Annotated in this window: 20 protein-coding genes; 14 read left to right on the forward strand and 6 right to left on the reverse strand. The window is 60.6% G+C overall.

The window, feature by feature from the left end; genetic code table 11:
- Positions 1-26: 26 nt before the first annotated feature.
- The 8 genes from ACN0SW_RS01085 to ACN0SW_RS01120 all read left to right on the forward strand — a co-directional run bounded on the left by ACN0SW_RS01085 (position 27) and on the right by ACN0SW_RS01120 (position 7853).
- Positions 27-809 (forward strand): dimethylarginine dimethylaminohydrolase family protein, encoded by a 783-nt coding sequence (locus tag ACN0SW_RS01085; protein ID WP_417726035.1) that lies wholly within the window; start codon positions 27-29, stop codon positions 807-809.
- 81 nt (positions 810-890) lie between these two features.
- Complete coding sequence (locus ACN0SW_RS01090) at positions 891-2213, forward strand: NAD(P)/FAD-dependent oxidoreductase (protein WP_417726036.1); 1323 nt, start codon at positions 891-893, stop codon at positions 2211-2213.
- 208 nt (positions 2214-2421) lie between these two features.
- On the forward strand, positions 2422-3597 hold the full coding sequence (locus tag ACN0SW_RS01095; RefSeq protein WP_417726037.1) for a porin: 1176 nt from the start codon (positions 2422-2424) through the stop codon (positions 3595-3597).
- A gap of 134 nt (positions 3598-3731) precedes the next feature.
- Complete coding sequence (locus ACN0SW_RS01100) at positions 3732-4118, forward strand: carboxymuconolactone decarboxylase family protein (protein ID WP_417726316.1); 387 nt, start codon at positions 3732-3734, stop codon at positions 4116-4118.
- 189 nt (positions 4119-4307) lie between these two features.
- Positions 4308-5474 carry a porin gene (locus tag ACN0SW_RS01105; protein ID WP_417726038.1) on the forward strand — a complete coding sequence of 389 codons (1167 nt, stop codon included), beginning with the start codon at positions 4308-4310 and terminating at the stop codon, positions 5472-5474.
- Positions 5475-5570: 96 nt separating this feature from the next.
- On the forward strand, positions 5571-6401 hold the full coding sequence (locus tag ACN0SW_RS01110; protein ID WP_417726039.1) for a sulfotransferase domain-containing protein: 831 nt from the start codon (positions 5571-5573) through the stop codon (positions 6399-6401).
- Entirely contained in the window at positions 6398-7267 is an 870-nt protein-coding gene (locus tag ACN0SW_RS01115) for a sulfotransferase domain-containing protein (protein ID WP_417726040.1), read from the forward strand. Before ACN0SW_RS01110 ends, ACN0SW_RS01115 begins: the two co-directional genes overlap by 4 nt.
- A gap of 79 nt (positions 7268-7346) precedes the next feature.
- Complete coding sequence (locus ACN0SW_RS01120) at positions 7347-7853, forward strand: hypothetical protein (protein WP_417726041.1); 507 nt, start codon at positions 7347-7349, stop codon at positions 7851-7853.
- Positions 7854-8215: 362 nt separating this feature from the next.
- Here the strand turns inward: ACN0SW_RS01120 and ACN0SW_RS01125 are convergent, their stop codons facing one another.
- Positions 8216-8422, reverse strand: a complete 207-nt coding sequence (locus tag ACN0SW_RS01125; protein WP_417726042.1) for a cold-shock protein — start codon at positions 8420-8422, stop codon at positions 8216-8218.
- Positions 8423-8629: 207 nt separating this feature from the next.
- On the opposite strand from ACN0SW_RS01125, the gene ACN0SW_RS01130 reads away from it, so the two are divergent.
- Entirely contained in the window at positions 8630-8944 is a 315-nt protein-coding gene (locus ACN0SW_RS01130; RefSeq protein WP_417726043.1) for an ArsC/Spx/MgsR family protein, read from the forward strand.
- Between the two features lie 49 nt (positions 8945-8993).
- The gene (locus ACN0SW_RS01135) at positions 8994-9362 is read left to right on the forward strand and encodes a hypothetical protein (RefSeq protein ID WP_417726044.1); all 369 of its coding nucleotides are present in this window, start codon (positions 8994-8996) and stop codon (positions 9360-9362) included.
- Positions 9363-9368: 6 nt separating this feature from the next.
- Here ACN0SW_RS01135 and ACN0SW_RS01140 read toward each other — a convergent pair whose 3' ends face one another.
- On the reverse strand, positions 9369-10652 hold the full coding sequence (locus ACN0SW_RS01140; RefSeq protein WP_417726045.1) for a hypothetical protein: 1284 nt from the start codon (positions 10650-10652) through the stop codon (positions 9369-9371).
- 218 nt (positions 10653-10870) lie between these two features.
- Here ACN0SW_RS01140 and ACN0SW_RS01145 point away from each other — a divergent pair, with 218 nt between their 5' ends.
- On the forward strand, positions 10871-11455 hold the full coding sequence (locus ACN0SW_RS01145; protein ID WP_417726046.1) for a transglycosylase SLT domain-containing protein: 585 nt from the start codon (positions 10871-10873) through the stop codon (positions 11453-11455).
- 79 nt (positions 11456-11534) lie between these two features.
- On the opposite strand, the gene pepN is transcribed toward ACN0SW_RS01145, so the two are convergent.
- On the reverse strand, positions 11535-14087 hold the full coding sequence (pepN, locus tag ACN0SW_RS01150) for an aminopeptidase N (protein ID WP_417726047.1): 2553 nt from the start codon (positions 14085-14087) through the stop codon (positions 11535-11537).
- 572 nt (positions 14088-14659) lie between these two features.
- Between pepN and ACN0SW_RS01155 the strand changes: the two genes are divergently transcribed.
- Positions 14660-15436 carry a gamma-glutamyl-gamma-aminobutyrate hydrolase family protein gene (locus tag ACN0SW_RS01155; protein ID WP_417726048.1) on the forward strand — a complete coding sequence of 259 codons (777 nt, stop codon included), beginning with the start codon at positions 14660-14662 and terminating at the stop codon, positions 15434-15436.
- A 6-nt stretch (positions 15437-15442) separates the two neighbouring features.
- Here ACN0SW_RS01155 and ACN0SW_RS01160 read toward each other — a convergent pair whose 3' ends face one another.
- The 3 genes from ACN0SW_RS01160 to ACN0SW_RS01170 all read right to left on the reverse strand — a co-directional run bounded on the left by ACN0SW_RS01160 (position 15443) and on the right by ACN0SW_RS01170 (position 21048).
- Positions 15443-17479 (reverse strand): Hint domain-containing protein, encoded by a 2037-nt coding sequence (locus tag ACN0SW_RS01160; RefSeq protein ID WP_417726049.1) that lies wholly within the window; start codon positions 17477-17479, stop codon positions 15443-15445.
- A 329-nt stretch (positions 17480-17808) separates the two neighbouring features.
- Entirely contained in the window at positions 17809-20100 is a 2292-nt protein-coding gene (locus ACN0SW_RS01165; RefSeq protein ID WP_417726050.1) for a Hint domain-containing protein, read from the reverse strand.
- 195 nt (positions 20101-20295) lie between these two features.
- The gene (locus ACN0SW_RS01170; RefSeq protein WP_417726051.1) at positions 20296-21048 is read right to left on the reverse strand and encodes an SDR family NAD(P)-dependent oxidoreductase; all 753 of its coding nucleotides are present in this window, start codon (positions 21046-21048) and stop codon (positions 20296-20298) included.
- A gap of 76 nt (positions 21049-21124) precedes the next feature.
- Between ACN0SW_RS01170 and ACN0SW_RS01175 the strand changes: the two genes are divergently transcribed.
- Positions 21125-21577, forward strand: coding sequence for a methyltransferase family protein (locus tag ACN0SW_RS01175; RefSeq protein WP_417726052.1), 453 nt, complete (start codon positions 21125-21127; stop codon positions 21575-21577).
- A gap of 128 nt (positions 21578-21705) precedes the next feature.
- Complete coding sequence (locus tag ACN0SW_RS01180; RefSeq protein WP_417726053.1) at positions 21706-23280, forward strand: Re/Si-specific NAD(P)(+) transhydrogenase subunit alpha; 1575 nt, start codon at positions 21706-21708, stop codon at positions 23278-23280.
- The last annotated feature ends 1 nt before the right edge of the window (position 23281 follow it).

Raw genomic sequence — 23281 nt, forward strand, 5'->3', positions numbered from 1 at the left:
AATAAGTATAATCAGAGGGTTACGAGATGAATTCCAGCTTTGAGTTCCGCCGGGCAATCACCCGGAAACCGGGGAAGAGTATTGTGGGCGGGTTACGGGCCGAAGATATTGGCACGCCGGATCTGGTGCGGATGCTGGAGGCGCATGCCGCCTATGTCGCGACGCTGCGCAGCACTGGGGCCGAGGTGGTGGAACTGCCCGCGCTGGAGGCCTATCCGGATGCAGTTTTCGTAGAAGATACAATGCTTTGCCTGCCTGAGTTGGCCATCGCCATGCGCCCCGGCGCGCGCACGAGGATGGGCGAAGTGGCCGAGATGCGCCCGGCGATTGAAGCGTTTTACGGGGATAAGATTGCCGAAATCACCGCGCCCGGAACCATTGAGGGGGGCGATATTCTGGTGACAGGGCGCGAGATTCTGGTGGGGTTGTCGGCCCGGACCAATCGCGAGGGGGTTGCTCAACTAACTGATATTGTGGGAAAATATGGATATACCTTGCGGCTGGTTGAGACCCCGGAAGGGGTTTTGCATTTCAAGACCGACTGCGGTCTCTTGGCCCCAGAGACGATCCTGAGCACGCGCAGGCTGGCGGTGTCGGGCTGTTTTGAGGGCTACGAGGTGCTCGAAGTGCCCGAGGGCGAAGAAGCCGCAAGTAACTGTATTCGCTTTAACAATCTGGTGATCATGGCGGCGGGGTTCCCGCGCACGGCGCAGATGCTGGATGCCCATGGCTATGAGGTGGTGCAGATCAACAACAGCGAATGTGCCAAGCTTGATGGCGGGATGTCTTGCCTTTCGTTGCGATTCTGATCTTACACTCCTTACGAAATGAGCCGGATTTTGTAAGGTCTACAGCCGTGCCCAACCACAGTGCGAGATCGGGAGAATGTCATGAAGATCGAATGGGCGCGGGAGGCCGATCTGGGCACCCCTTATTGGTGGTCGGCGCTGGATGCGCCCGAGATCGGAGAGGATCTGCCCGACACCTGTGATGTGCTGGTCGTGGGGGCGGGTTATGCCGGGCTGTCGGCGGCGCTGGCGGCGCATGACACGGGCGCGCGGGTGGTTGTGGTCGATGCGGCCGAGCCGGGGCATGGGGCGTCTACCCGCAACGGCGGCATGTTCGGGGCGCACCCGCGTTTGGGCTGGGCTGATCTGTGCGACAGGTTCGGGGCCGAGACGGCGGACACCCTCTTTGCCGAGGCCAAGCCCGCGCTCGACTGGGCCAGGGATCTGATCGCGCGCGAGGGGATTGATTGCGATCTGCAACAGACCGGCCGCATTCAATTGGCCTATACACCGGCGCATTTCGCCAATCAGCGCAAGATGGCGCAGGTCGTGACTGCGAAATCCGATGTGCAGGTGCGGCTCGTCGAGCGGGCCGATCTGGGACAAGAGATCACCACCAGCAAATATCACGGCGGGTTGCTGTTTCCGGAGCATGGTGCGATTCATCCCGCCAAATTTCATCAGGGCCTGTTGCGGGCGGTGCGCCGCCGCGGTGTGCCGGTGGTTGCCCATGCGGCGGTCACCGGGCGCACGCCCGAGGGCGCGGGTCACCGGGTCGAGACCGCCAAGGGCGTCATTCGCGCGGATAAGGTGGTGCTGACCACCAATGGCTATACCACCCGCGCGTTTCGCTGGCATATGGCGCGGGTGTTTCCGCTGCCCTCTTATATCATCGCGACCGAAGAATTGCCGTCAAACCTGATTGGCCATATCGCGCCGGGGCGGCGGATGATGGTCGAGACGCGGGCACGGCACAGCTATTTCCGGCTTTCTCCGGATGGCAAGCGGGTGCTGTTTGGCGGGCGCGCCTCGATGGCGGAAATAGGGCCAGAGCGCGCGGCGGAACAACTCTATCATATAATGGTGGGAATCTGGCCAGAGTTGCGGGGCGTCAAGCTGAGCCATTCGTGGCGGGGGTTCACCGGCTATTCGTTTTCACACATGCCGCATGTGGGCCATGATGCGGGCGTGCATTACGCGATGGGGTTCTCGGGGTCTGGCACGGTAATGGCACCATGGCTGGGATCAAAGGCCGCCTATCAGGCGGTCGGCGATGCGCGGGGGGCGACAGGCTATAGCGCCACGCCGCTGAATCGCAATTGGCTGCATCCGTTCGAGAAACCACATTTCCTGCAGGCCGCGAATCTGTGGTACCGGCAGGTGGTGGACCGGGTCGAGGATTGGCAGGCGGGGGCCGGGCGCTAGGGCCGGATGAGACAGGATACGCCTATTCTAAAGGCGATTTGACGGGCGTGCTGGCCCGGATGTGTCCGCCTTGCATCAGGGGCAACAGATTAACGATGCTCACATAACGGTGTTTTGACCGTGTGTTGGCTGTGAGTGTTTCTGTGATGAGCAGCCGACTGCGGAATTCGCCGTCGGCGCGGATCAGAACATTTCTGGAGGGACATCCATGAAACATCTACTCACGAGCACCAGCGCGATTGCCCTTGGCGTCGTCATGGTCACCCCGGCATCGGCCCAGGAATGGGATATGAAATGGGGCGGATATCATTCTGCGCATGTAGGCTTTGTATCCGTTGATTCGAACACGGCAGCGCATGTGGGCGCTGATTTTGACGGCGTCGATGTCTACACCGAAGCCGAGATCAACTTTACCCCCTCGGTGACGCTGGACAACGGCATGACCTTTGGCGTCAACGTGCAGATGGAAAGCACCAACAACGGTGGTGGCGCGACCGGCATCGACGAGAGCTTTCTGACGATCTCGGGCGATTCGTTCGGCAAGATCGACCTCGGCAACGAGAACTCGGTCGGCTATAAGATGATGGTCTCGGCGCCGCAGATCGACGGCAGCATCTGGATCAACTCGCCCTCGATTTCGGGCTTCATTCCGATTTCGACCGGCGCGGGCGGCAACCTGCCGTGGACCTTCCGCCAGTCGGCGATTTCGGCCTTTACTGAGGTTCTGGGCAATAACGACGTGCCGCGGATCAGCTACTATACGCCGTCGTTCAACGGTCTGACGCTGGGTATCTCTTATGCGGCGGCCAGCAATGTCGCGGGAACCGGGGCCAACGCGGGCAACAACTTTGGTGTGAACCACAATATCGGCGTCACGGATATCTTTGACATCGCCGCCGCCTATAGCGGGTCGTTTGGCGGGGTCGATCTCGATGCTTCCGCCCATTGGGGCACGGCCGAGAACAACACCGGTCTCGCGGGAACGGATGATCCCGAGGTCTGGGGGCTCGGTGCGACGGTTGGCTTTAACAATTTTGCCTTTGGTGGCTCCTATTCCGAGAACGACAATGGCGGGCTCTTGCCGGATGAAGAAGGCTGGGCGCTGGGCCTGACCTATGATTTCGCTGGCCCGTGGAAGCTCGGGATCGACACCTATCAGGGTGAATACAGCGGCACCGGCGCGGGATCCGGCGACAAGGCCGAGTTCGAAGCCTATCAGATCATCGGCAGCCGCGATATCGGACCGGGCGTGACCTGGGCGATCTATGCGGTCTATGCCGAAGGTTCTGTCAATGGCAACGCCGGGGGCACCTTTGCTGCGGGCACGGCGAACACCGAGGTAGAGGGCACGCTGATTGGCACCTCGATCAACCTGACCTTCTGATCCGGTCCTGATATCCATTAGACGCGCGGGGGACTCTCCGCGCGTTTTGCATGTCTGGTGCTTGTTCCCGCGCGCAGTCCTGCGATGATGTGGCCTTGACCACAAAAACGGGCATGCAGGAAAAGGAACATGCGATGAGCACATTCGACGAGGATTTGTTTCTCAAGGGGCTGGAGCAGCGCAAGGCGACGCTCGGGGCAGAGTATGTGGAGCGCAGCCTGGAGGCTGCAGATGACTTTACCCGTCCCTTTCAGGAGGCGATGACGGCGTGGTGTTGGGGCTTTGGCTGGGGTGATGAGGTGATTCCCCCCAAGACGCGCAGCATGATGAATCTGGCCATGCTGGGGGCGTTGGGCAAGATGCATGAATGGGAATTGCACTGTCGGGGGGCAATTAACAACGGGGTCAGCCCTGAAGAAATCCGTGCGATCATCCATGTTGTCGGCATTTATTGTGGCGTGCCGCAAGCGCTGGAATGTTTCCGCGCGGCAAAGAAAGTGTTGAGCGAAGAACGGGGCTGAACGAATCCCCTTGTTTAAAAGGGCCGTGGATCTGTGGTGTGGTTTCTGCGTCACATTCCCGGCAGGATGCGGCAAGAGCAGGGGGGGCGCGTTGACAGTTTGGGGGGGAATGGCGCATTTCATAGCACAAGCCGTTTCCAATGACTGGTGCGGCGGATCTGATTAACCTGCTTCTGAGGAGGGACACCCTTGAAAAAGCAACTTCTGAGCACCAGCGCGATTGCTCTCGGCGTAGCATTCGCTGCACCTGCATCGGCACAAGAATGGAACATGAAATGGGGCGGGTTCTACAACTCGCACGTTGGTTACGTTTCCGTTGATTCGAACACTCCTGCCCACGTTGGCGCAGATTTCGACGGCATTGACGTGTACGCAAACACCGAAATCCACTTCAAACCGTCGGTTACGCTCGACAACGGCCTGACCTTTGGCGTTGACGTGCAGATGGAAGGCACCAACAACGGTGGCGGCGCGACCGGCATCGACGAAACGTACCTCTCGATCTCCGGCGACACGCTTGGCCGCATCGATCTCGGCAACGAGAACTCGGCTGGCTACAAAATGTCTGTGGGCGCACCGCAGGTCAAAGGCGGCATCGGCATCAACTCTCCGTCGATCTCGGGCTTCGTTCCGATCTCGAACGGCGCTGGCGGCAACCTGCCCTGGCTGTTCCGTGACTCGGGCATCTCGTCCTATGCTGAAGTTCTCGGCAACAACGACGTTCCGCGCATCACCTACTACACCCCCTCGTTCAACGGTCTGACCCTCGGCGTGTCCTACGCTGCGTCGTCGAACGTTGCAGGTGGCGGTGCAAACGCTGGCAACAACTTCGGTGTGAACCGTAATGTTGGCGTCAACGACATCTTCGACATCGGTGTTGCGTACAGCCAGTCGTTCAACGGCATTGATCTGGACCTGGCGGCCCGTTGGGGTACCGCAGAAGGCAACACTGCTGGCAACGATGATCCGGAAGTTTGGAACGTTGGCTTCAACGTTGGCTTCAACGGCTTCGTCATCGGCGGTGGCTACGGTGAGAACGACAACGGTGGTTACCGTGCGTTTGACTCCGAAGGCTGGAGCCTCGGCGTGACCTATGACATCGCTGGTCCGTGGTCGATCGGTTTCGACACCTATCAGGGCACCTATGAAGGCATCGGCGCTGCTTCGGCTGACGAAGCTGAATACGAAGCCTATCAGCTGGTTGGCAGCCGTTCGCTCGGCGCTGGCGTGACCTGGGCTGTTTACGCAGCTTACGTCCAAGGCACTGTGAACGCAGACCTCGGCGGTACCTTCGGTAACGCAAACACCGAGACCGAAGGCACGCTGATCGGCACCTCGATCAACCTGTCGTTCTAATAGACCGGTCGTAAGACAAGGGGCGGGGGGTGACATTTCCCCCCGCCTTTTCTATGTGTGCCGCATGACTGATAAAATTGCGGAGGCGAACAGGGCATGAAGCGGAGCATCATCTGGCTGGCCTCTTATCCGAAGTCCGGGAATACGTGGACGCGGCTTTTCCTTGCCAATTATCTGATGAACGCCCAAGAGCCGGTTCCGATCAATCAAGCGCATCGGTTTGCCGTGGGCGATGCCATCGTCAAGATGTACAATCGCGTGGCGGGGCGGGAGATTGATCCGCAGGATCTGTCCTTGTCTCTGCGGCTGCGTGATCCGGTGTTGCGCGCCATTGTGGCCAACAATGCCGATGTAAACTTTGTCAAAACACATAATGCGCGTGTGGCCCCGAGCGGGGTCGATCTGATCCCTGATCGCTATACGCGCTCTGCTGTCTATATCATTCGCAATCCGCTGGATATGGTGCTGTCCTACGCGCGCCATTACGGGATCACGCAGGAGGATGCAGCGCACAAGATTTGCCACCCCGACAACGGCAATCTGCCGACCGAAACCACGGTGGCGCAATATCTCAGCTCTTGGGATAATCACGTCAAGACATGGATGACCTATGCGCCGTGGAAGCGGCTCTTGGTGCGTTATGAGGATTTGCTGGAGGATCCCGAGCCGCAGTTCGCCAAGGTGCTGGAACTGGTGGGCGTCCCGCTGGACACAGAGCGTTTGCAACGGGCGATCCGGTTCTCCAGCTTTAGCGAATTGTCGCGGCAGGAAGAAGAGCAGGGGTTTGTCGAGCGGCCCGAGCAGAGCGAGAAATTCTTTCGCAAAGGGCAGAAGGATCAGTGGAAAACCGATCTTGATCCGGCGCTGGTCGACATGATCCAGACCAAGATGGGCGAGACCATGAAACGATACGGGTATCTGGAATGAGCGATTTGCGGCGGATCATCTGGCTGGCGAGCTATCCCAAATCGGGCAACACTTGGATGCGCAGTCTCTTGGCGCATTATTTTATGCCTGCCGGAAAGGCCCCTGACATCAACAACTTGCGCCAGTTCACCACCGGCGACACGCGGCAGGATTTCTTTGATGCCGCCAATGGCGGCCCGTTTCGGGGGCAGGGGGTCGAGGATTGGATGCGGGTGCGGGGCCGGGCGCTGCGGCTGATTGCGGCGTCAAAACCCGATCATCATTTCGTCAAAACCCATTGCCAGACGGTGCGGATTTTCGATCAGGACGTGATCCCTCCCGAGGTAACGGCTGCAGCGGTGTATATCATCCGCAATCCGTTCGATCTGGCGCCCTCGTTTGCCCGGCATCAGAATTGCGATCTGGATCTGGCCATTGCGCAAATGTGCAACCCCGATACGATCACCGGCACGCCCAATGGTATCATTGATCTCTTGGGGCGTTGGGATGATCATATCCGGGTTTGGACCGGCGCGCCCGGTCTGCCGATCCATGTGGTGCGCTATGAGGATATGCTGCACAATCCCGGCAAGGCGATGCGCGGGTTGCTGGAAAAATTCCTTAGGGTCAAGGTGGACGGGCCCAAATTGGCCCGGGCGATCAAGGCCACGAGTTTCGAGGCGATGAAGCGGCAAGAGGAAACGCTGGGTTTCGCGGAAAAGCCCAAGGGCATGACCGCGTTCTTTGCCAAGGGGCAAGCGGGCGTCTGGCGCGAGGATTTGACCCCGGCGCAAGTGGCGCGGTTGCGCGAGGCGTTTCTGCCGACGCTGGAGCGTTGGTATCCCGAGATGCTGAAGGAAACCGCAGAGGTGGCCGCGCGCGCCTGAGCGCCTTGTCTGGCAATCGGGCGCCATGTCGTTATATTGAGAGCAAGAGCACACTCACCCGTCGGAAGGGGCTAAAAGCATGCGCACAAGTTTGATCTTGGGTATTTTGGCCTTGGCCGGATGCGCGACGTTGGAACCTCAGATGCTGGCGCGGCTGGGGGCTGATCCGGTGGTGTCCGGGGGCAGTTATGATAGCGGCGGCGGGCTGAGCGTGGCCGTGGATCTCCGCGAACAACAGGGCCGGGTGATGGTGTGCGGCGTCTGGGCACAAAGCCATCAGCAGTCGGTGCTGACCATGGGCAAGGCTGTGGATGTCATGGGCTCCGGCTCGGTTTATCTCGACGATGCCGCGCTGGTGCGGGGGCTGGTGTTCATGCGTGAGGTGCCGCCGGCGGTGGATTACGCAGGGTTAGAGGCGGGCTGTGTCGTGACCGAGCGGGCATGGCAGGCGGCCTATGCCGAGCGCGCACCGGTGATCCGTCTGCCGCGGCAAGTGGTGCATGTCGAGGGGGATGATTTCGGGCATTTTGTCGTGACCTTTACCCAGACCGGACCGGGTGCTGGCGCACCAAGACCTGCTCGGTAGGGCGGAGGCTGCCGCGATATCCGGCGGGTGTCGGGGACGGGAATTGACAGGGGCGGGGGTCCCATCTCCTCTTAGAGGTTGGCATTGTCACATATTGCCTTGGCGGGATGGCGCCGGGGACAATCAATGGCGCGCCCTTGCATCTGAATTATCCAGAAAGGGTCAAGGGGTGTGATCTGGGCCGGACTTCCGTTCTGGCCTTCAGAGTGCAACGAGCTACAGCATTGCACAGGGCGTGCGACGGCGCGCCCTGTTTTTAGTTGGTTTGGTCTCGGGAACGGGTATCCCAAGCGGTGATCTCTGGGGGCTCTGGTGCGACGAGGGGGAATGCCGGTGTCCGGCACGGTCCAAGCCGAGCGTGGTCAGAGAAGTTTGAGATCAGAGGCCATTTCTCGCCCGTCGCGTCCTTCCTGAAGCTCGAACCCGACTTTTTGATTGTCTGCGAGCCCTGTCAGCCCTGAGCGTTCGACCGCAGAGATGTGCACAAACACATCCTTGCCGCCGCCGTCTGGAGCGATGAATCCATAACCTTTGGTGGTGTTAAACCATTTCACGGTGCCGGTTGGCATGCCGCTTCTCCTTTTGAGTCGCTTCCCCGGGAATATGCCGGGCCATGTCACTCCGGACCCTCAGGTACCGGCCAAGCGTTGCAAAGGCGGATCCTGAATGCCCATCGTCACGAAGATCATGATTGCACTGCCATTGTAAAAATCAAGCGAAACTCCGTGACGGGCACGATTTTGCCGGATAATACCGCAATAATAAGGGAGTATGCGATGATCCTCTATGGCTTAAAGACCTGCGACACCTGCCGAAAGGCATTGAAATCGTTGGAAAATGTGACGTTTCATGACGTCAGGGCACAGGGATTGCCCAAAGAGGTGGCAGAGGCGGCGCTGGCGCAGTTTGGCGCGGCGCTGGTGAATCGGCAATCGACCACATGGCGAGGTCTGAGCGAAGATGCCCGCGCCCGCGATCCTCTGACGCTCTTGTCTGAGCATCCGACGCTGATGAAACGACCGCTGATTGATGCGCAGGGCATGCTCTATCTGGGCTGGGGCAAGGATAGCCAGGACGCGCTGCTTGGGTAAGGCGGCGTGAGGGCCTATATCAGGTCCAGCAGGTTTAGGAGGCGAGCGGATGCGTAGCGCGGCAATGGTATTGGGGGTGATCGGCGGCTGTCTGGCGGTGCTGGTCGGGTTTTTCAGCTATGGCTATACCGAGGTGATCAACCGGGTCGGAGAGGTGGAGGGGCTGTTTGATCAGGTGACGGACCCGGCCTTGATCCGCAGCGCGAGTTTTCTCGCGCCGCTTCTGGCAATTGCTGGCGGGGCGATGGCCAAGATGCGCGCGCTCTGGGGCGGGCTTTTGCTGCTCGTGTCGTCCGGGCTGATGTATTACGCCTTTGGCTTTAACGTCTTTACCATGTTCCCGCTGGGGTTCACCGCACTGGCCGGGGTTTTGGCGATTGCGGCGGGCAAACCGGATGAGCCCAAGGCGCATTTCTGATCACGGTCAGAGCGCGGGCAGACGGTACATGCCCGAGCTTGAGAAGGCGATCGAGCTGCCGTCCTCGATATCTTCGGCAAAGCGTTGCGCGATGACGCGCAAGGCGGTTTGACGCCCCTTGGCGACCAGCGCCCGCCGAGACGGCAGCGCGGGTGTCAGGCCGGGGCTAAGCAGGGTTTGCGACCAGATGAGCGGATGCAATTCCTGCAAATGGTTCTCGAGCAGCCAATCCAGACAGTCATGAATCTGGCGGCGCGTGGCCTCGACCGGGCCTGAGAGGCGCTGTTTGCCGGTCTTGGGCGCCATCACAATGCCGCAAAAGGCCGAAAGCTGGTTGATCACATGTTGATCGCGGCGGCGGGCGACGATATCGCGCAGCCCGTCCACAAAGAAATCGCCGTCGAGCTGCGCCAACGCATTAGAATCCGTCGCCAGCGCATCGAGATAGACCCATGTATAGGCCCCTGTGCCCCATATCTCGGCGGTGCGCGAGACGGTGCGCCGCGCCTCAAGATCAAGCACTTCGTAGCTGCCATAGCGCGCGGGCAAGAGCGCCTCGCCGAGGGCGCGCATGTGGCGTGGGCTGTCGGGGTCCAGGTCGATCAACCGCTCATAATCATCGGCCACGCGCATCCCCGGCTGGCGTCGCGAGGCCAACAGCGCACATTGCGCGCTGGCCAGTGAGGGGGCATCGAGATCGACACCGTCAAACGGGGCGAGCATGTCTTCGGCCCGTTTGAAATGTTCGAGAAAGCGCAGCTCATGCGCCGGACGGGTGCGGTCGGTGGCGGTGGCGCGCCATGCCCAGCCAATGTCGATATGGGCCAATGCTGCGATAAGCGCGCAAGGATAGCTCTCGGGGAACTCTGCCTGCACCTCTTCCAGCGCGTCAATGCCGGAGGGGTCCGGCTCTGTGCCGTCGTGCAACGCATCCTCGGCGGCGGCGACCACATCGGCGCGGGCGCCCACAGCCAGGAGCGTTGTTGCATTCTCGCCGCCGGGCGTGCGCAGCCGCCCCGCATCGGTATATTCAATCAGTTGCGCCAGTTCCGGCCACATCTCTTGCCGGGCCAGTTTCTGACCACGGTCCTGATGCATGGCGCGGGCCATTTCCTCGTCTGTGACCGGCAGCGAGGGCAGCAGGATACGCTTGGTCAGGATGTCGAGATCGGTTTCCGGCCTGCGCCGCAACAGGCCCAAAAGATCGGGCCATCGTCCTGCCGCCTGTGCCCGACGCTTGCGTGGGGTGGGATCAATCGGCTCCGGCTTGGAAATCGGTTCAAACGGCATGATGTCTCCCGCGCTCTTGGTCTGGAGGAATGTGCCGCCGGATTTCGACCAAAAGAGGGCAATGCTTGGGTGAAGGCAGGGAATTTGTGCGGGTCTCTCAGGGCGTTGCCATGTGATCCGCATTGCGCCAGAATTGTCGGATGAAGGGAATTATATCCATTGTTTTCATTGTGTTTTTCTCACTTCCGGGGTTTGCTCAGGAAGGGAAAGTTGGTGTTATGGCGCAAATTCCGCCGGTGCGCGACGGCAATATTCCGCGCACGCGGTGGGAGCATCGCAGCGATGCGCCGCTTTTGACCCGCAGCGCATTATCGGCGCTCAAGGCGCATGGTGCGCCGCTCATTCAAAATGTACCGCGCGATATCGCGGCGTGGTGCCCGGCCTATACATCCGGGAACGCGTCCCGCCGCCGTGCCTTTTGGGTGGGGTTTCTGTCAGCGCTGGCCAAGCATGAGAGCACCTATGATCCCAAGGCAATTGGCGGCGGCGGACGTTGGCACGGGCTGTTGCAGATTCTGCCCTCCACGGCGCGTGGCTATAAGTGCCGGGCAGGTAGCGGCGAGGCATTGCGGCACGGGCCCGACAACCTGTCCTGCGCGATCCGCATCATGGCGCATACGGTGACGCGCGACGGGGTTGTGTCCGAGGGCATGCGCGGGGTGGCCGCCGATTGGGGACCGCTGCACAGCGCCTCGAAACGTGAGGATATGCAGCGCTGGACGCGGGCCCAAAGCTATTGCAAGCCGTTGTCGTCGGTGCGCCCGCGCGCGCGGCCTGCGCGGGTGGCGCGGGTGGTGGAGTGAGGCGCGGCGCCCTGTGGGCTTGATCGCGCGCTTTGGTGCTGGTTGCGCATGTCAGCAACAGCCCCCTGCGTCCCCCCTTTCAGGCCGCCCGTATCCGCCCCACCATTTCGGTTGTGTCCCGGCTCAGTCCCGGCGTGGCGAGGATACGGCCCAGCTCTGCTGCGATCATCCCCTGACGTACCGGATCATAGCGCCGCCATGTCTCGAACGCCGAACACATCCGCGCCGTGGTCTGCGGATTGAGCGGATCAAGCTGAATGAGCATATCCGCAAGCAGGCGATAGCCGCGCCCCGAAACATGGTGAAACCCTGCGGGTGACATGGTGAGCGCACCCAAAGTGGCGCGAAAGCGGTTGGGATTGCGCAGGGTGAAATCGGCATGCTGTATCAAGGCCTTGGCCACCTCTGCCGCGCGTTCGGGTGCGGCCTGCACGATTTGCAGGCTGAACCATTTGTCGATCACCAGCCGGTCATGTTTCCACTGTGCATAAAACGCCTCTGTGGCGCGGTCGCCTGCACCCGCCTGCAAGAGACAGGACCACGCCGCCAATTGCTGCGTCATGTTGTCGGCGGCGTCATACTGTGCCTGCGCCCGCGCCCCGCCATCGCGGCGGGTGAGCATTGCCAGTGCCGCATTGGCCAGCGCCCGTGCGCCCACCTGATCGGGGTCGGGGCGGTAGGGGGCCGTGACCTGATGGCGGCTGTAGAGATCGGCGGGGATGCCTTCGAGCGCCTGCGCACGGGCATCACGCAGGGTTTCCAGCGCTTGCCAGATCGCCTGCGGATCGGGCGTGTGCCCGGCGTCAAACAGCGCCTGCGCCAGATCATCCTCAGAGGGCAGGCCAAGCGCCAGCGCGCGAAAGGCAGGATCGAGCGTTTCGTCGCGGGCGACACGGGCAATCGCATCGAGATAGGCGGCGTCAGGCGCTGCCCCCTCAACGATCATCGCGATGAGGCCGGCACGGGCGAGGGCACGCCCCGCTTCCCATTTGTTGAAGGGATCGGTGTCATGCGCCAGAAGAAAGGCGCGCTCGGCATTGCTGCTCTCGTGCTCGAGGATCACCGGGGCGGAAAAATCTCTCAGAATCGAGGGGATGGGGCGCGATGCTAATCCATCGAAGGTGAAGCTTTGCTGCGCTTCGGTCATCTCCAGAATACGGGTTTCCTGCACCTCGTCGCCATTGGGGCCGAGCAGGCCCACGGCAATCGGGATGACACGCGGTTGTTTTACATCCTGTCCCGGTGTCGGCGGAGTTTTCTGTTCAAAATGAAGTGTGTAGCTGCCATTGTTGAACTCTTCCTCGACACGCAGCCGGGGCGTGCCTGCCTCGGAATACCAAAGCTTGAACTGGCTCAGGTCGCGGCCTGTGACATTCTCGAACACCTGTAGCCAATCCTCGATGGTGCAGGCCTGCCCATCGTGGCGGGAGAAGTAGAGATCGAGCGCCTCGCGATAGGCTGCATCGCCCACCAGACGCCTGAGCATGCCGATCAACTCTGCGCCCTTTTCATAGACTGTTGCGGTGTAGAAGTTGTTGATTTCAATAAAGCTCTCGGGTCGCACCGGATGGGCCAGCGGGCCGTTATCCTCTCGGAATTGCCGGGCGCGCAGCGCGATCACATCCGAGATCCGTTTGACCGGGGCCGAGCGCAGATCCGAGGTGAACTGACTGTCGCGATAGACCGTCAGACCTTCTTTGAGGCAAAGCTGAAACCAGTCGCGACAGGTGATCCGGTTGCCGGTCCAGTTGTGGAAATACTCATGCGCGATGATTGCCTCAATACGTTCGAAATTGGCATCTGTGGCGGTCTCTGCGGTGGATAAGACGCAAGAAGAGTTGAAAATGTTCAAGCCCTTGTTCTCCATCGCGCCCATGTTGAAATCGTCCACGGCAACGATGTTGAAGAGATCGAGGTCATATTCGCGGCCATACACCTCTTCGTCCCATGTCATCGACGCCTTCAGCGCCTCCATGCCAAAGGCGCATTTGTCCTCGTCCCCCGGTCGCACCCAGATGTTGAGGTCAACATTGCGCCCTGAACGGGTGGTGAACTGATCGGCATGCGCCACCAGATCGCCGGCGACGAGGGCAAAGAGATAGGCCGGTTTCGGCCATGGATCGTGCCATTCGGCCCAGCCCTCGCCCTGTGCCACCGGGTTGCCATTGGACAGCATGACCGGCTCTGACCCCTCGATCCGCACGGAGAAAACGCTCATCACATCGGGACGGTCGGGGTAATAGGTGATCTTGCGAAAGCCCTCGGCCTCGCATTGGGTGCAATACATGCCGTTCGACATATAGAGCCCCTCAAGTGCTGTGTTATGGCCCGGATCAATCTCGACTTCGGCCTCAAAGGTGAAGGGCGCGTCGGGGACGTTGGCGCGCAGGCCCTCTGCTGTCACGTCCGGGGTGATTTCGGCCCCGTCGATGCGCGCGGAAATCAGGCGCAGCGCCTCGCCATGCAGGAAAAATTCCCGCGATATGGCATCCGGATTGGGGCGAAATGCAATGCGGCTGAGGACGCGCGTGGCATGCGGGGCAAGGCGAAACGTCAGATGCACCGCATCCACAAGATATGCGGGGGCGGTATAATCCTTGAGGTAAATCGGCTGCGGGGCTGCATCTTTCATGGCGCTCTCCTATGGCTTTGGCGCGACCCTAGGGGTTGGCGCGCGGGGCTGCAATGGGGCTTTCCTGTGGGCCGTCCGCCTCGATTTGCAGCGGCCCGGAACGGCCCGTCATTCTCTGGTTCAAGCGCTATTTGCGGGCGCAGGATTATCCGGCGCTGACCCCTGCCGCGCGGCTGGATCAAGACCCGAGCGGGGATTTATCCGCCGGTGGCTCCCCGAGTTGGCGGCGGTGCCGGTTGAATATTTGCACCGCCCGTGGGGCTGGTCCGGGGCGTTGCTCGGGCGCGTATAGGGGACGAGGTGCGCCATTGCAGCGCGCGCTGTCGACGCCATCGCAAGGCGGCTGGTGTGGACGAGGATGGCCCGGCCGGTCGGGATGCGTGTGACCGGTAACGGGGCCCCCGCCCACGGTGCCACAATTGCCCGCGAAAGATGAACAAACCGTGCAAGAATTTTGGGCAAATCCGCATCGGTGCACGGAAATATGTGCGTTAATGGATGTTTTGTTATTCCATTCCCCGCTATATTTTAGGCAAATGAGCGGAAACACGGCGCAGCCCGGAAAGACAAAAATGAAACGCCCCGTCGTTGGCGTCATCGCCAACCAGTATCAGATCGACAACCGATACCCGACCCATGCGGGCGGCACGATCAATTCATCTGCGATTGCCGATGTCGCGGGCTGTATGCCGCTGATCATCCCGGCCGATCCGCGCTATGTTTCTGTCGCGGAACTGATGGAGGTGTGTGACGGCTTCCTGCTTACCGGCGGGCGGCCTAATGTCCACCCCGAGGAATATGGCGAGGCCGCGACCGAGGCGCATGGCGCCTTTGATCGGGCCCGTGATGCGATCACGCTGCCATTGGCGCGCGCCTGTATCGAGCGGGGGCAACCCATTTTTGGGATCTGCCGGGGCTTTCAAGAGATGAATGTCGCCATGGGCGGCACGCTGCATCCTGAAATCCGCGATCTGCCGGGGCGGGACAACCACCGCATGCCGCCCGATGGTACGATGGAGGAACAGTTCGCACTGCGCCACAAGGTGCGGTTTAGCTCTGGCAATGTGTTCCATCGTCTGATGGGGGCCGACGAGGTGATGACCAACACGCTGCACGGCCAGGGCATCCTGACCCCCGGTCGTGACGTGGTGATCGACGGCTGGGCGTGTGACGGCACACCCGAGGCGCTTTATATCGACGGGGCACCCGGTTTCACGCTGTCAGTGCAATGGCACCCCGAATACAATGCCGCGCATGATCCCGTGAGCCGACCACTCTTTTCCGCCTTTGGCGATGCGGTGCGGGCGTGGGCCGCAGGGCAGGCGACCCCGCTCCTTAAAACGGCCTGAGCGGGATCAGGCCACCTCTTTGTCGTCCATGACGCACAAAAGCTTTGCCTCGTGCTGCCGCAGACAGGTGCGGGCGGTGGTACGGTGCTGGCCCGGCGCGCTGCGCAGTTCCGGGAAGATTGTGAACAGTTCCTCGCGCGCCGCAGCCTCTACTGCGCCCAGGGCCATATCTCCGGCATAAAAGCTCTCTGTGCCGATGCCATCGGCGTAAATGATCTCATGCCGGTCGAACATAATGTGGATATAGGTCACCTCGTCGCGGGGGCTGGCGATCACATCATGCCCGTTGACCATATGCTTGGCCGCAATCAAAACTTCGCGCTCGCCAAAGAGTAGCTCAGCCTGATAGCCGGTAAAGAGCAGCCGGTGTTGCGGTGAAACCAACAGCGCCGTGTGCCCGCCCATGACGCTAGAGGCGACCGATATCGGTGCAAAATCACCACGCCCGCACACCGTGCGTGTGCCGACCCAACGCACAGGCTGCAGCCCGTGATCGCGGGTCACCACCATGCTACCCGGTCGCAGACTCTCGACGGGGCGTTCGCCCCATTGTGTCAGAATGCGCGCGCCGGGGGTAAAGCAGATGATGTTCTCGATCTCAGAGAAAGTCACGACCGTTCCGTCGGTCATGGCAAAACTGCCCGAGAGGCCACCCTCCGCATCGTTCTCGTTGGAAAAGGTGATGTCCGATTTTTGGGCGAATTCACCCAGCCAGAGCGTGTCGCCCTTGGTCTCGCCGCCCTCGCCGCCGATGATCGAGATGGTGTTGGTCTCGGTTTCGCCGGGGTTTTTTGTCAGGACAAAGAAATCATCGCCGTCTTCACCCTTGGCGCTGTCCCCCTGAGTGACAATCAGGGTGTCATCGCCGCTGCCGCCAAACAGCGTATCGGCGCCGCTGCCGCCAATGAGACTGTCATTGCCAGCGCCCCCCAGGACGCTGTCATTACCGCCACCGCCGAGAATCGTATCATTGCCGCTGCCACCGATCAGAGTATCGGCCCCGTCGCGCCCGTCGATGAAATCGTCACCCGCGCCGCCGTCGAGGTAATTGGTCGTCGTGCCGCCGTCATAGATGCCGTCATAGCCGGTCAGCGTGTCATTAAAGGCCGTTCCTATTACGCCATCCACGCCATTGCCAGTGTCGCCTGTCGCATCGCCGCCACTGTAGCTTTCGGTTGATAAATCGACGTTAACGGCCTCGGAGGATGCAGAGTAATCCACAATATCAAGACCGGTATCGCCGTGCAGCGTATCCGCCCCCGCCCCGCCGATCAGGGTGTCATTGCCCGCTCCGCCAGAGAGGCGATCGTTGCCCGCGCCGCCATCCAGCACATCGTTGCCGTCCTCGCCGAAAATCGTATCGTTCCCGGCCCCGGCGCGCACCGTGTCATTGCCGGCCCCTGCAAGGACGAGGTCATCATTGGTTCCGGCCAGATTGTCTGTGTCGTCAATCCTGTCACCTTCAGGATCGCCCAGATAGGTGATGTCGATCAGATCGCTGCCTGCTGTTCCCTCGACCACATAATCCTGCACATTCAGGACATAACGATCCGCGATCATGCTATAGACATCTGTGCCGTTCGCGGGTGCGGCAATGCCCAAGGTGACCGACAGGATCGGTTTTGCCTCAAGAGCGGCTGAATAGGCGTCTGGTCCTGTCGGCGGAGGGAGCAGATAGAGATTGCCGCTGGTGTCCTGCATCACGATCGCATTGACGGTAGCGGTGGTGCCATCTGTGTAGGTGATCACCGAACTGTTGAACTTCATCGTTGCATCATGCGTCAGCGTCACGCCAGCGATGATGAACTGTTCGTTGATCAGAAAATTGTTGGTATCATAGGCATCCGATAAGGGGCCACCGGCATAGGTCGTGAACAAAGCCGTTGACGGAGACAGCGACGTGAGATTGCTCGACACCGGGTCCAGCGCGCTGCCAAACACCAGACCGTTCAGCGCCGCGTGATTCTCTGATGTGAGATTGCCCTCGATCGTGTCGATCTGAGGGGCAATTCCAAGCCGGAAGAGATCAAAGGTCGTGGCCATTCTCAGAGAACTCGTTGTCTTTCGGGTCGGGGCGCGGCTGTGACGCGCTGCGCAGGGGGATAAACCGGGGCGGCATGACCGCAGCCATATCGCAGTGAGCCATCACCCGTAGGGTGTTGGGGCCTGATCAAAATTGAACGCGTGGTGCATGACCCCCAAGGCAGCGCGCATTGCAGAGTTGCGCACATCGCAAAAGATCAAGTGTTGGATTTTTATCATGAAAACTCACTTCTTCGACGGCGGGCCAATGATCCAAGAGACGACCTCGCCGACCGTACACAGTATTCTTTAGGGTCCCGTTAATCCTGCCGTTTGGTCTTTCCCTTTCCTCATTCAGATACTGTAACGGCCTGTGTGCGGCGGAATTTAGGGCCGTCAGCGCAGGGGTGTAAAAGCCGCGCCTCGTGCCGCTTGAGACAGGGGCGGGCGGTCTCGCCATAGGTGTTGGGATTGCTGCGCAACTCGGGAAATACTGCGAACAGTTCTTCCCGGGCTTGGGCTGAAATTGCCGACATGCCAATATTGCCTGCGTGAAAGCTTTCGGTCGCGGCGCCTTCGGCATAGATCACCTCGTGCCGGTCGAACATGACATGGATATAGGTCACCGCCTCTTGCTCGACCTGCGTGACGGCGTGCCCATCCACCAGATGCATGGCGGCAATCAGAACTTCGTCGCACCCAAACAGCAACTCTGCCTTGTAGCCGGTGAAAAGAAACCGATGCTGAGGCGAGACCAAGAGCGACGTGCGCGCGCCGTCAAGCACATGGGCGGCCACACGCACCGGCGCGAACCGCTCCAGCCCCGGCACCGTGCGACGGCCAATCCAGCGGATGGGCTGTGGTCCGTGATCACGGGTGATCACCAGATCCCCTGCGCGCAGGCTCTCGACACGGCGCTCGCCCTGTGGCGTCAGAATATGGATGCCGGGGGTGAAACAGATGATGTTCTCGATCTCCGAGAAGCTGACCAGCGTCCCATCGCTGAGTGTGAATGTGCCCGACAACCCGCCTGCCGCATCATCGGGGTTGCTAAAGGTGATGTCTGCCTTGCTCGCTTCGGGCGAGAGAAAGAGCGTGTCGCCACCCGTCTCTCCGCCTTCGCCGCCGACGATGGTGATCGTGCCTGTTCCGGTCTCGGCGGGGGTCTCGATGACAAAGAGATCATCACCATCGCCACCATAGAGCGTGTCATTCTCGCCTGCGATCAGCGTGTCATTGCCGCCCTCACCAAACAGCAGGTCAGCCCCCGCGCCGCCATCGAGGTAATCATTGCCCACAATGGCGTCGCTGCCCACGATGAGCGGGCTGGTGGCCAGATCCTGCACCGCGCCGCCGGGCAGCGTGACCGTACCCGAGAGCGAATTGCCACCAACGTTTTCCCAATAGCGCACTTCGATGGAGTAGCTTTGGCCTGCCTCAAGCGTCACCTCGCCCCAGCGGGTGGTTGCAGACTGATGAAAATCGTTGTCGAGAAAGGATCCGGTTGTCCCATTCTGGTTGGTGAAGGTGAGCGGGTTGCCGTTGCTGTCGAAAATGCGGATGGTCGAGCCATCGTCAGACGTGGTCGCGAACCGGTAAACGCCGTCATCCGTGGCAATCAGGTTCGAGGTATAGATGACCCCGAAATCGCTCGGGTTGTTCTGGCCCGTCGCCTGTTGGCCATGCCCGGTGACATCAAAGGTGCCCGCGGTGCCTGACCCGGCCAATGTGCCGCTCTCGGTGGTGAAGGCCTGCCCATCGGCCGAGGTGAAATTGCGGGTGTAGACCTCGTAGCTCCAGCTTTCGGCGGTGCCGCCATCGCCGTAGAGCACGTCATTGCCAGTGCCGCCCACAAGGCTGTCATCGCCCGCCCCACCGATCAGCGTATCGGCCCCGTCCTGACCCAACAGCGTGTCATTGCCGGTCTCGCCGCCCAAACTATCGGCGCCGGTGCCGCCAAGGACAGAATCGTTGCCAAGCCCGGCCAGCACCGTGTCATTGCCCGCGCCCGCGTCGATCACATCATCGTTGAGGCCCGGCCCGCTCAGCCCGTCACCATTGTCCACCCGGTCCGAACCCGAGGCGATGGGCTCGATATAGCCGCCATTTATCAGATCATTGCCGCCGGTGCCCTCGATCAGCCCGTCATCCCAAGCCTGCGCCAGCCGGTCGTCTGCAAGATTGGTGTTGGTGCTGGCATTGACGCTGTCGAGCGTGATTGAGACGATTGGCCCGGCCTCATAAGCGGTTACATCAGAGTTAAAGCCGATCTCGGGGGCCAGAAACAATTCACCGGTTGTGGATTGCGCCAGAACTGCTGTCACCTGTGCTGTCGTGCCATTGGCATAGGTGATCGTGGCGTTGAAAACGGTCAGCCCGTCAAAAATGAAGGTCTGCGTGCCTGCCCCAATATCCGTGGTAAACGTGTCATTGCTGACGGAATTGTTCATATCAAGCGCACCCGCCGCGCCGCCATTGTCGTTCGTGGTGACGTTGCTGATGCTCTGATAGAGCGGGGCAATCGCGCTGCCATAGGTGCGGTTCAGGAACAGTGCCGCGTTCTCGGCATCGCTGTTGCCTTCGGTCGGATCAAGAAAATCCGTTTCGGTGCCTAAAAAGATCCAATTAAAAGTCGTTGGCATAGTACTGGTACCCTGTTGTTTCCAAACTGGATACACAGCGTCTGCGGCTGCAATGGGCGCGGATTCAGGAGAAATTTAGACGATTGTGTCTAAAACCGGACGGTTCAGGCCCCCCGGAACGCCCCCGACTATGCGCTCTAAGAAGAAGGGCAGAGGCCAGAACGCGCCCCGACAGGGGCAAGAAAAGCCACTAAGTCAGAATTGCCCGCCTGCAATTTCAATGGCCTGACCGTTGACACTTTGCGATCCCGGACCGCAGAGCCAGAGCACCGCTTGCGCCACCTCGTCAGGCGAGATCAGCCGCTTGTGGCGGTTGGCCTCGACCATCATCGCGCGGGCCTGCGTTTCAGAGACCCCTGCGCGCTCGGCTATCGTAGTCACGTTGCGGCTGACGATTTCGGTGTCCACATAGCCGGGGCAAATCGCGTTGAATGTCAGGTTTGTTCCCAGATAATCCTCGCTCAGCGCCCGGATAAGACCGATCATCCCGTGTTTGCTGGCGCTATAGGCCGCAGCGCCCTTGAGCCCCTTGATCCCGGCAATCGACGAAATCGCGATCACCCGGCCCCAATCGGCCTTGCGCATGTCGCCAAGGCATTCGCGCACCGTGTAAAAGGCCCCGTCGAGATTGGTGGCCATCACCAGCCGCCAGAACGCGGCGTCGGTCTTGTGCAGGGCGCGACCCTCGGCAATCCCGGCATTGGGGATGCAGATCTGCACCGGACCGCGCGCGGCCACGGCATGCGCGACGCCGGTGACAACCTGCGACTCGATCATCACATCCATGGCCAGCGGATGCAGGCCGTCCCCCGCCACCTCTTCCAGCAGCGCCGCGCGGCGTCCGGTGATCGTCACCTGTGCGCCCGCCGCAGCCAGCGCGCGAGCAATCGCAAGACCAATGCCGCTGCCGCCGCCGGTCACCAATGCGTGTTTGCCTTCAACTGCCATCTTGCCTCCGAGATTTCTGACGTTACTCTAGCTGTTCCTGATCAAGAGACAACCGCAGAGGGGCCGGAACAGGCACATGCTCAAATGGATCGACATGCCGCCCGTGTGGCTTGCGGGGTTTCTTGCTCTCGCATGGGGGCAGTCCAGCCACTATGCCATGGGGCTTGGCTTTGGCGAGGTCGGGGCAGATCTGGCCGGAGGGCTCTTGGTGGGGGGTGGTATTGTGCTCATCGCCATGGCCGCGATGGAGTTTCGTCGCCACAAGACCACCATCGTCCCGCATGAAACGCCCGAGCGGGTGATTCAGTCCGGTATTTTCCGCCGTTCGCGCAATCCGATCTATCTTGGGGACACACTGATTCTCGCGGGACTGATTCTGCGCTGGGACGCAGTTCTGGCGCTGCCGCTGATTCCAATTTTCGTTTGGGTGATTGAAAAACGCTTCATTATCCCGGAAGAGGACCGTATGCGCCGCAAATTTCGCATGGATTTTGCGCGATACTGCGAAAAAACCAGACGTTGGGTGTAGAACCCGCGACAATCTTGATCTCGTCACTCACGAAATAGTGTGAAATAACGACCTTCGGGACAAGGAAACCGGCATGCCGCAGATGCGGGGCCATTAGAACACGTCATCTGCCAGAGGGGGAGACAGCATTGAAGATCGGAACGCCAAAGGAAGTTTTTGAGGGCGAGAATCGGGTCGCCATGACGCCTGAGTCGGCCCTGCAACTGCAAAAGTTGGGTTATGACTGCGCCATCGAGAGCGGCGCAGGTGCCGCCGCCGGATTCTCGGACGCGGTCTATGAGGCGGCAGGCGTCGAGGTGATCAAGACCGCAGCCGCCCTTTACAAGGCGGTTGATGTCGTCGCCAAGGTGCGCCCCCCGAATGATACAGAGGCCAAGCGCCTGAGCGAAGGTCAGCTTCTGATCTCCTTCTTCTGGCCTGCGCAGAATGAGGCGCAGATGAAGCTTCTCGCCGACAAGGGTGCGTCGGTCATCGCCATGGACATGGTGCCGCGCATCAGCCGCGCGCAAAAGATGGACGCGCTGTCGTCCATGGCCAATATCGCGGGCTACCGCGCGGTGATCGAGGCAGGTAATAATTTTGGCCGCTTCTTTACCGGCCAGATCACAGCGGCGGGCAAGGTGCCCCCGGCCAAGGTGCTGATTGTGGGCGCGGGTGTGGCGGGTCTGGCCGCCATCGGCACGTCAACCAGCCTTGGGGCGATCACCTATGCGTTCGACGTGCGGCCCGAAGTGGCCGAGCAGGTCGAATCGATGGGCGCGCAATTCGTCTATCTCGATTTCAAGGAAGAGCAGCAGGACGGCGCCGCCAGCGGCGGTTATGCCTCGGTTTCCAGCCCCGAGTTCCGTGAGGCGCAGCTGGCCAAGTTCCGTGAACTGGCCCCGGAGATGGATATCGTCATCACCACGGCGCTGATCCCCAACCGCGAAGCCCCCGAGCTTTGGACCGAGGATATGGTCAAGGCGATGAAGCCCGGCTCGGTGATCGTGGACCTTGCCGCCGAAAAGGGCGGCAACTGCAAAATGACGGTGATGGACCAAAAGATCGTCACCGACAATGGCGTGACCATCATCGGCTATACCGATTTCCCAAGCCGGATGGCGGCGCAATCCTCGACACTCTACGCCACCAACATTCGCCATATGATGACTGACCTCACCCCCGACAAGGACGGCAAGGTCAATCACAACATGGAAGATGACGTGATCCGGGGGGCCACGGTGGCGCATGCGGGCGCTGTCACCTTCCCGCCACCGCCGCCCAAGGTTGCGGCGATTGCGGCGCAAAAGCCCAAGGAAAAAGTCAAGGAACTGACCGCAGAAGAAAAACGCGCGGCGGAAATGGCGGCGTTCAAGGCGCAGACCAAGCAACAGGTCACGCTTCTTGCGGTCGGTGCGATGCTGCTCTTGGGTGTGGGTCTGGTGGCCCCCGCAAGCTTTATGCAGCATTTCATCGTCTTTGTGCTGGCGGTCTTTGTCGGCTTCCAAGTGATCTGGAACGTGTCGCATTCGCTGCACACGCCGCTGATGGCAGTGACCAACGCGATCTCGTCGATCATCATTCTGGGCGCTCTCATGCAGATCGGGTCGGGGTCTTTCCTCGTGATCCTGCTGGCGGCGCTGTCGGTCTTTATGGCCGGGATCAACATTTTCGGTGGCTTCCTCGTCACCCGGCGCATGCTCGCCATGTTCCAGAAGTCATAAG

Source organism: Roseovarius sp., from assembly GCF_048262375.1.
In the GTDB taxonomy this organism is placed as follows: domain Bacteria; phylum Pseudomonadota; class Alphaproteobacteria; order Rhodobacterales; family Rhodobacteraceae; genus Roseovarius.

What these genes read in the sequence shown, in the direction of transcription:
- ACN0SW_RS01095 (WP_417726037.1), top strand. Translation starts at nt 2,422, where the DNA reads ATGAAACATCTACTCACGAGCACCAGCGCGATTGCCCTTGGCGTCGTC.
- ACN0SW_RS01135 (WP_417726044.1), top strand. Translation starts at nt 8,994, where the DNA reads ATGCGTAGCGCGGCAATGGTATTGGGGGTGATCGGCGGCTGTCTGGCG.
- pepN (WP_417726047.1), bottom strand. Translation starts at nt 14,087, where the DNA reads ATGAAAGATGCAGCCCCGCAGCCGATTTACCTCAAGGATTATACCGCC.
- ACN0SW_RS01125 (WP_417726042.1), bottom strand. Translation starts at nt 8,422, where the DNA reads ATGCCAACCGGCACCGTGAAATGGTTTAACACCACCAAAGGTTATGGA.
- ACN0SW_RS01130 (WP_417726043.1), top strand. Translation starts at nt 8,630, where the DNA reads ATGATCCTCTATGGCTTAAAGACCTGCGACACCTGCCGAAAGGCATTG.
- ACN0SW_RS01160 (WP_417726049.1), bottom strand. Translation starts at nt 17,479, where the DNA reads ATGGCCACGACCTTTGATCTCTTCCGGCTTGGAATTGCCCCTCAGATC.
- ACN0SW_RS01170 (WP_417726051.1), bottom strand. Translation starts at nt 21,048, where the DNA reads ATGGCAGTTGAAGGCAAACACGCATTGGTGACCGGCGGCGGCAGCGGC.
- ACN0SW_RS01175 (WP_417726052.1), top strand. Translation starts at nt 21,125, where the DNA reads ATGCTCAAATGGATCGACATGCCGCCCGTGTGGCTTGCGGGGTTTCTT.
- ACN0SW_RS01145 (WP_417726046.1), top strand. Translation starts at nt 10,871, where the DNA reads ATGGCGCAAATTCCGCCGGTGCGCGACGGCAATATTCCGCGCACGCGG.
- ACN0SW_RS01120 (WP_417726041.1), top strand. Translation starts at nt 7,347, where the DNA reads ATGCGCACAAGTTTGATCTTGGGTATTTTGGCCTTGGCCGGATGCGCG.
- ACN0SW_RS01140 (WP_417726045.1), bottom strand. Translation starts at nt 10,652, where the DNA reads ATGCCGTTTGAACCGATTTCCAAGCCGGAGCCGATTGATCCCACCCCA.
- ACN0SW_RS01085 (WP_417726035.1), top strand. Translation starts at nt 27, where the DNA reads ATGAATTCCAGCTTTGAGTTCCGCCGGGCAATCACCCGGAAACCGGGG.
- ACN0SW_RS01110 (WP_417726039.1), top strand. Translation starts at nt 5,571, where the DNA reads ATGAAGCGGAGCATCATCTGGCTGGCCTCTTATCCGAAGTCCGGGAAT.
- ACN0SW_RS01155 (WP_417726048.1), top strand. Translation starts at nt 14,660, where the DNA reads ATGAAACGCCCCGTCGTTGGCGTCATCGCCAACCAGTATCAGATCGAC.
- ACN0SW_RS01090 (WP_417726036.1), top strand. Translation starts at nt 891, where the DNA reads ATGAAGATCGAATGGGCGCGGGAGGCCGATCTGGGCACCCCTTATTGG.
- ACN0SW_RS01100 (WP_417726316.1), top strand. Translation starts at nt 3,732, where the DNA reads ATGAGCACATTCGACGAGGATTTGTTTCTCAAGGGGCTGGAGCAGCGC.
- ACN0SW_RS01165 (WP_417726050.1), bottom strand. Translation starts at nt 20,100, where the DNA reads ATGCCAACGACTTTTAATTGGATCTTTTTAGGCACCGAAACGGATTTT.
- ACN0SW_RS01115 (WP_417726040.1), top strand. Translation starts at nt 6,398, where the DNA reads ATGAGCGATTTGCGGCGGATCATCTGGCTGGCGAGCTATCCCAAATCG.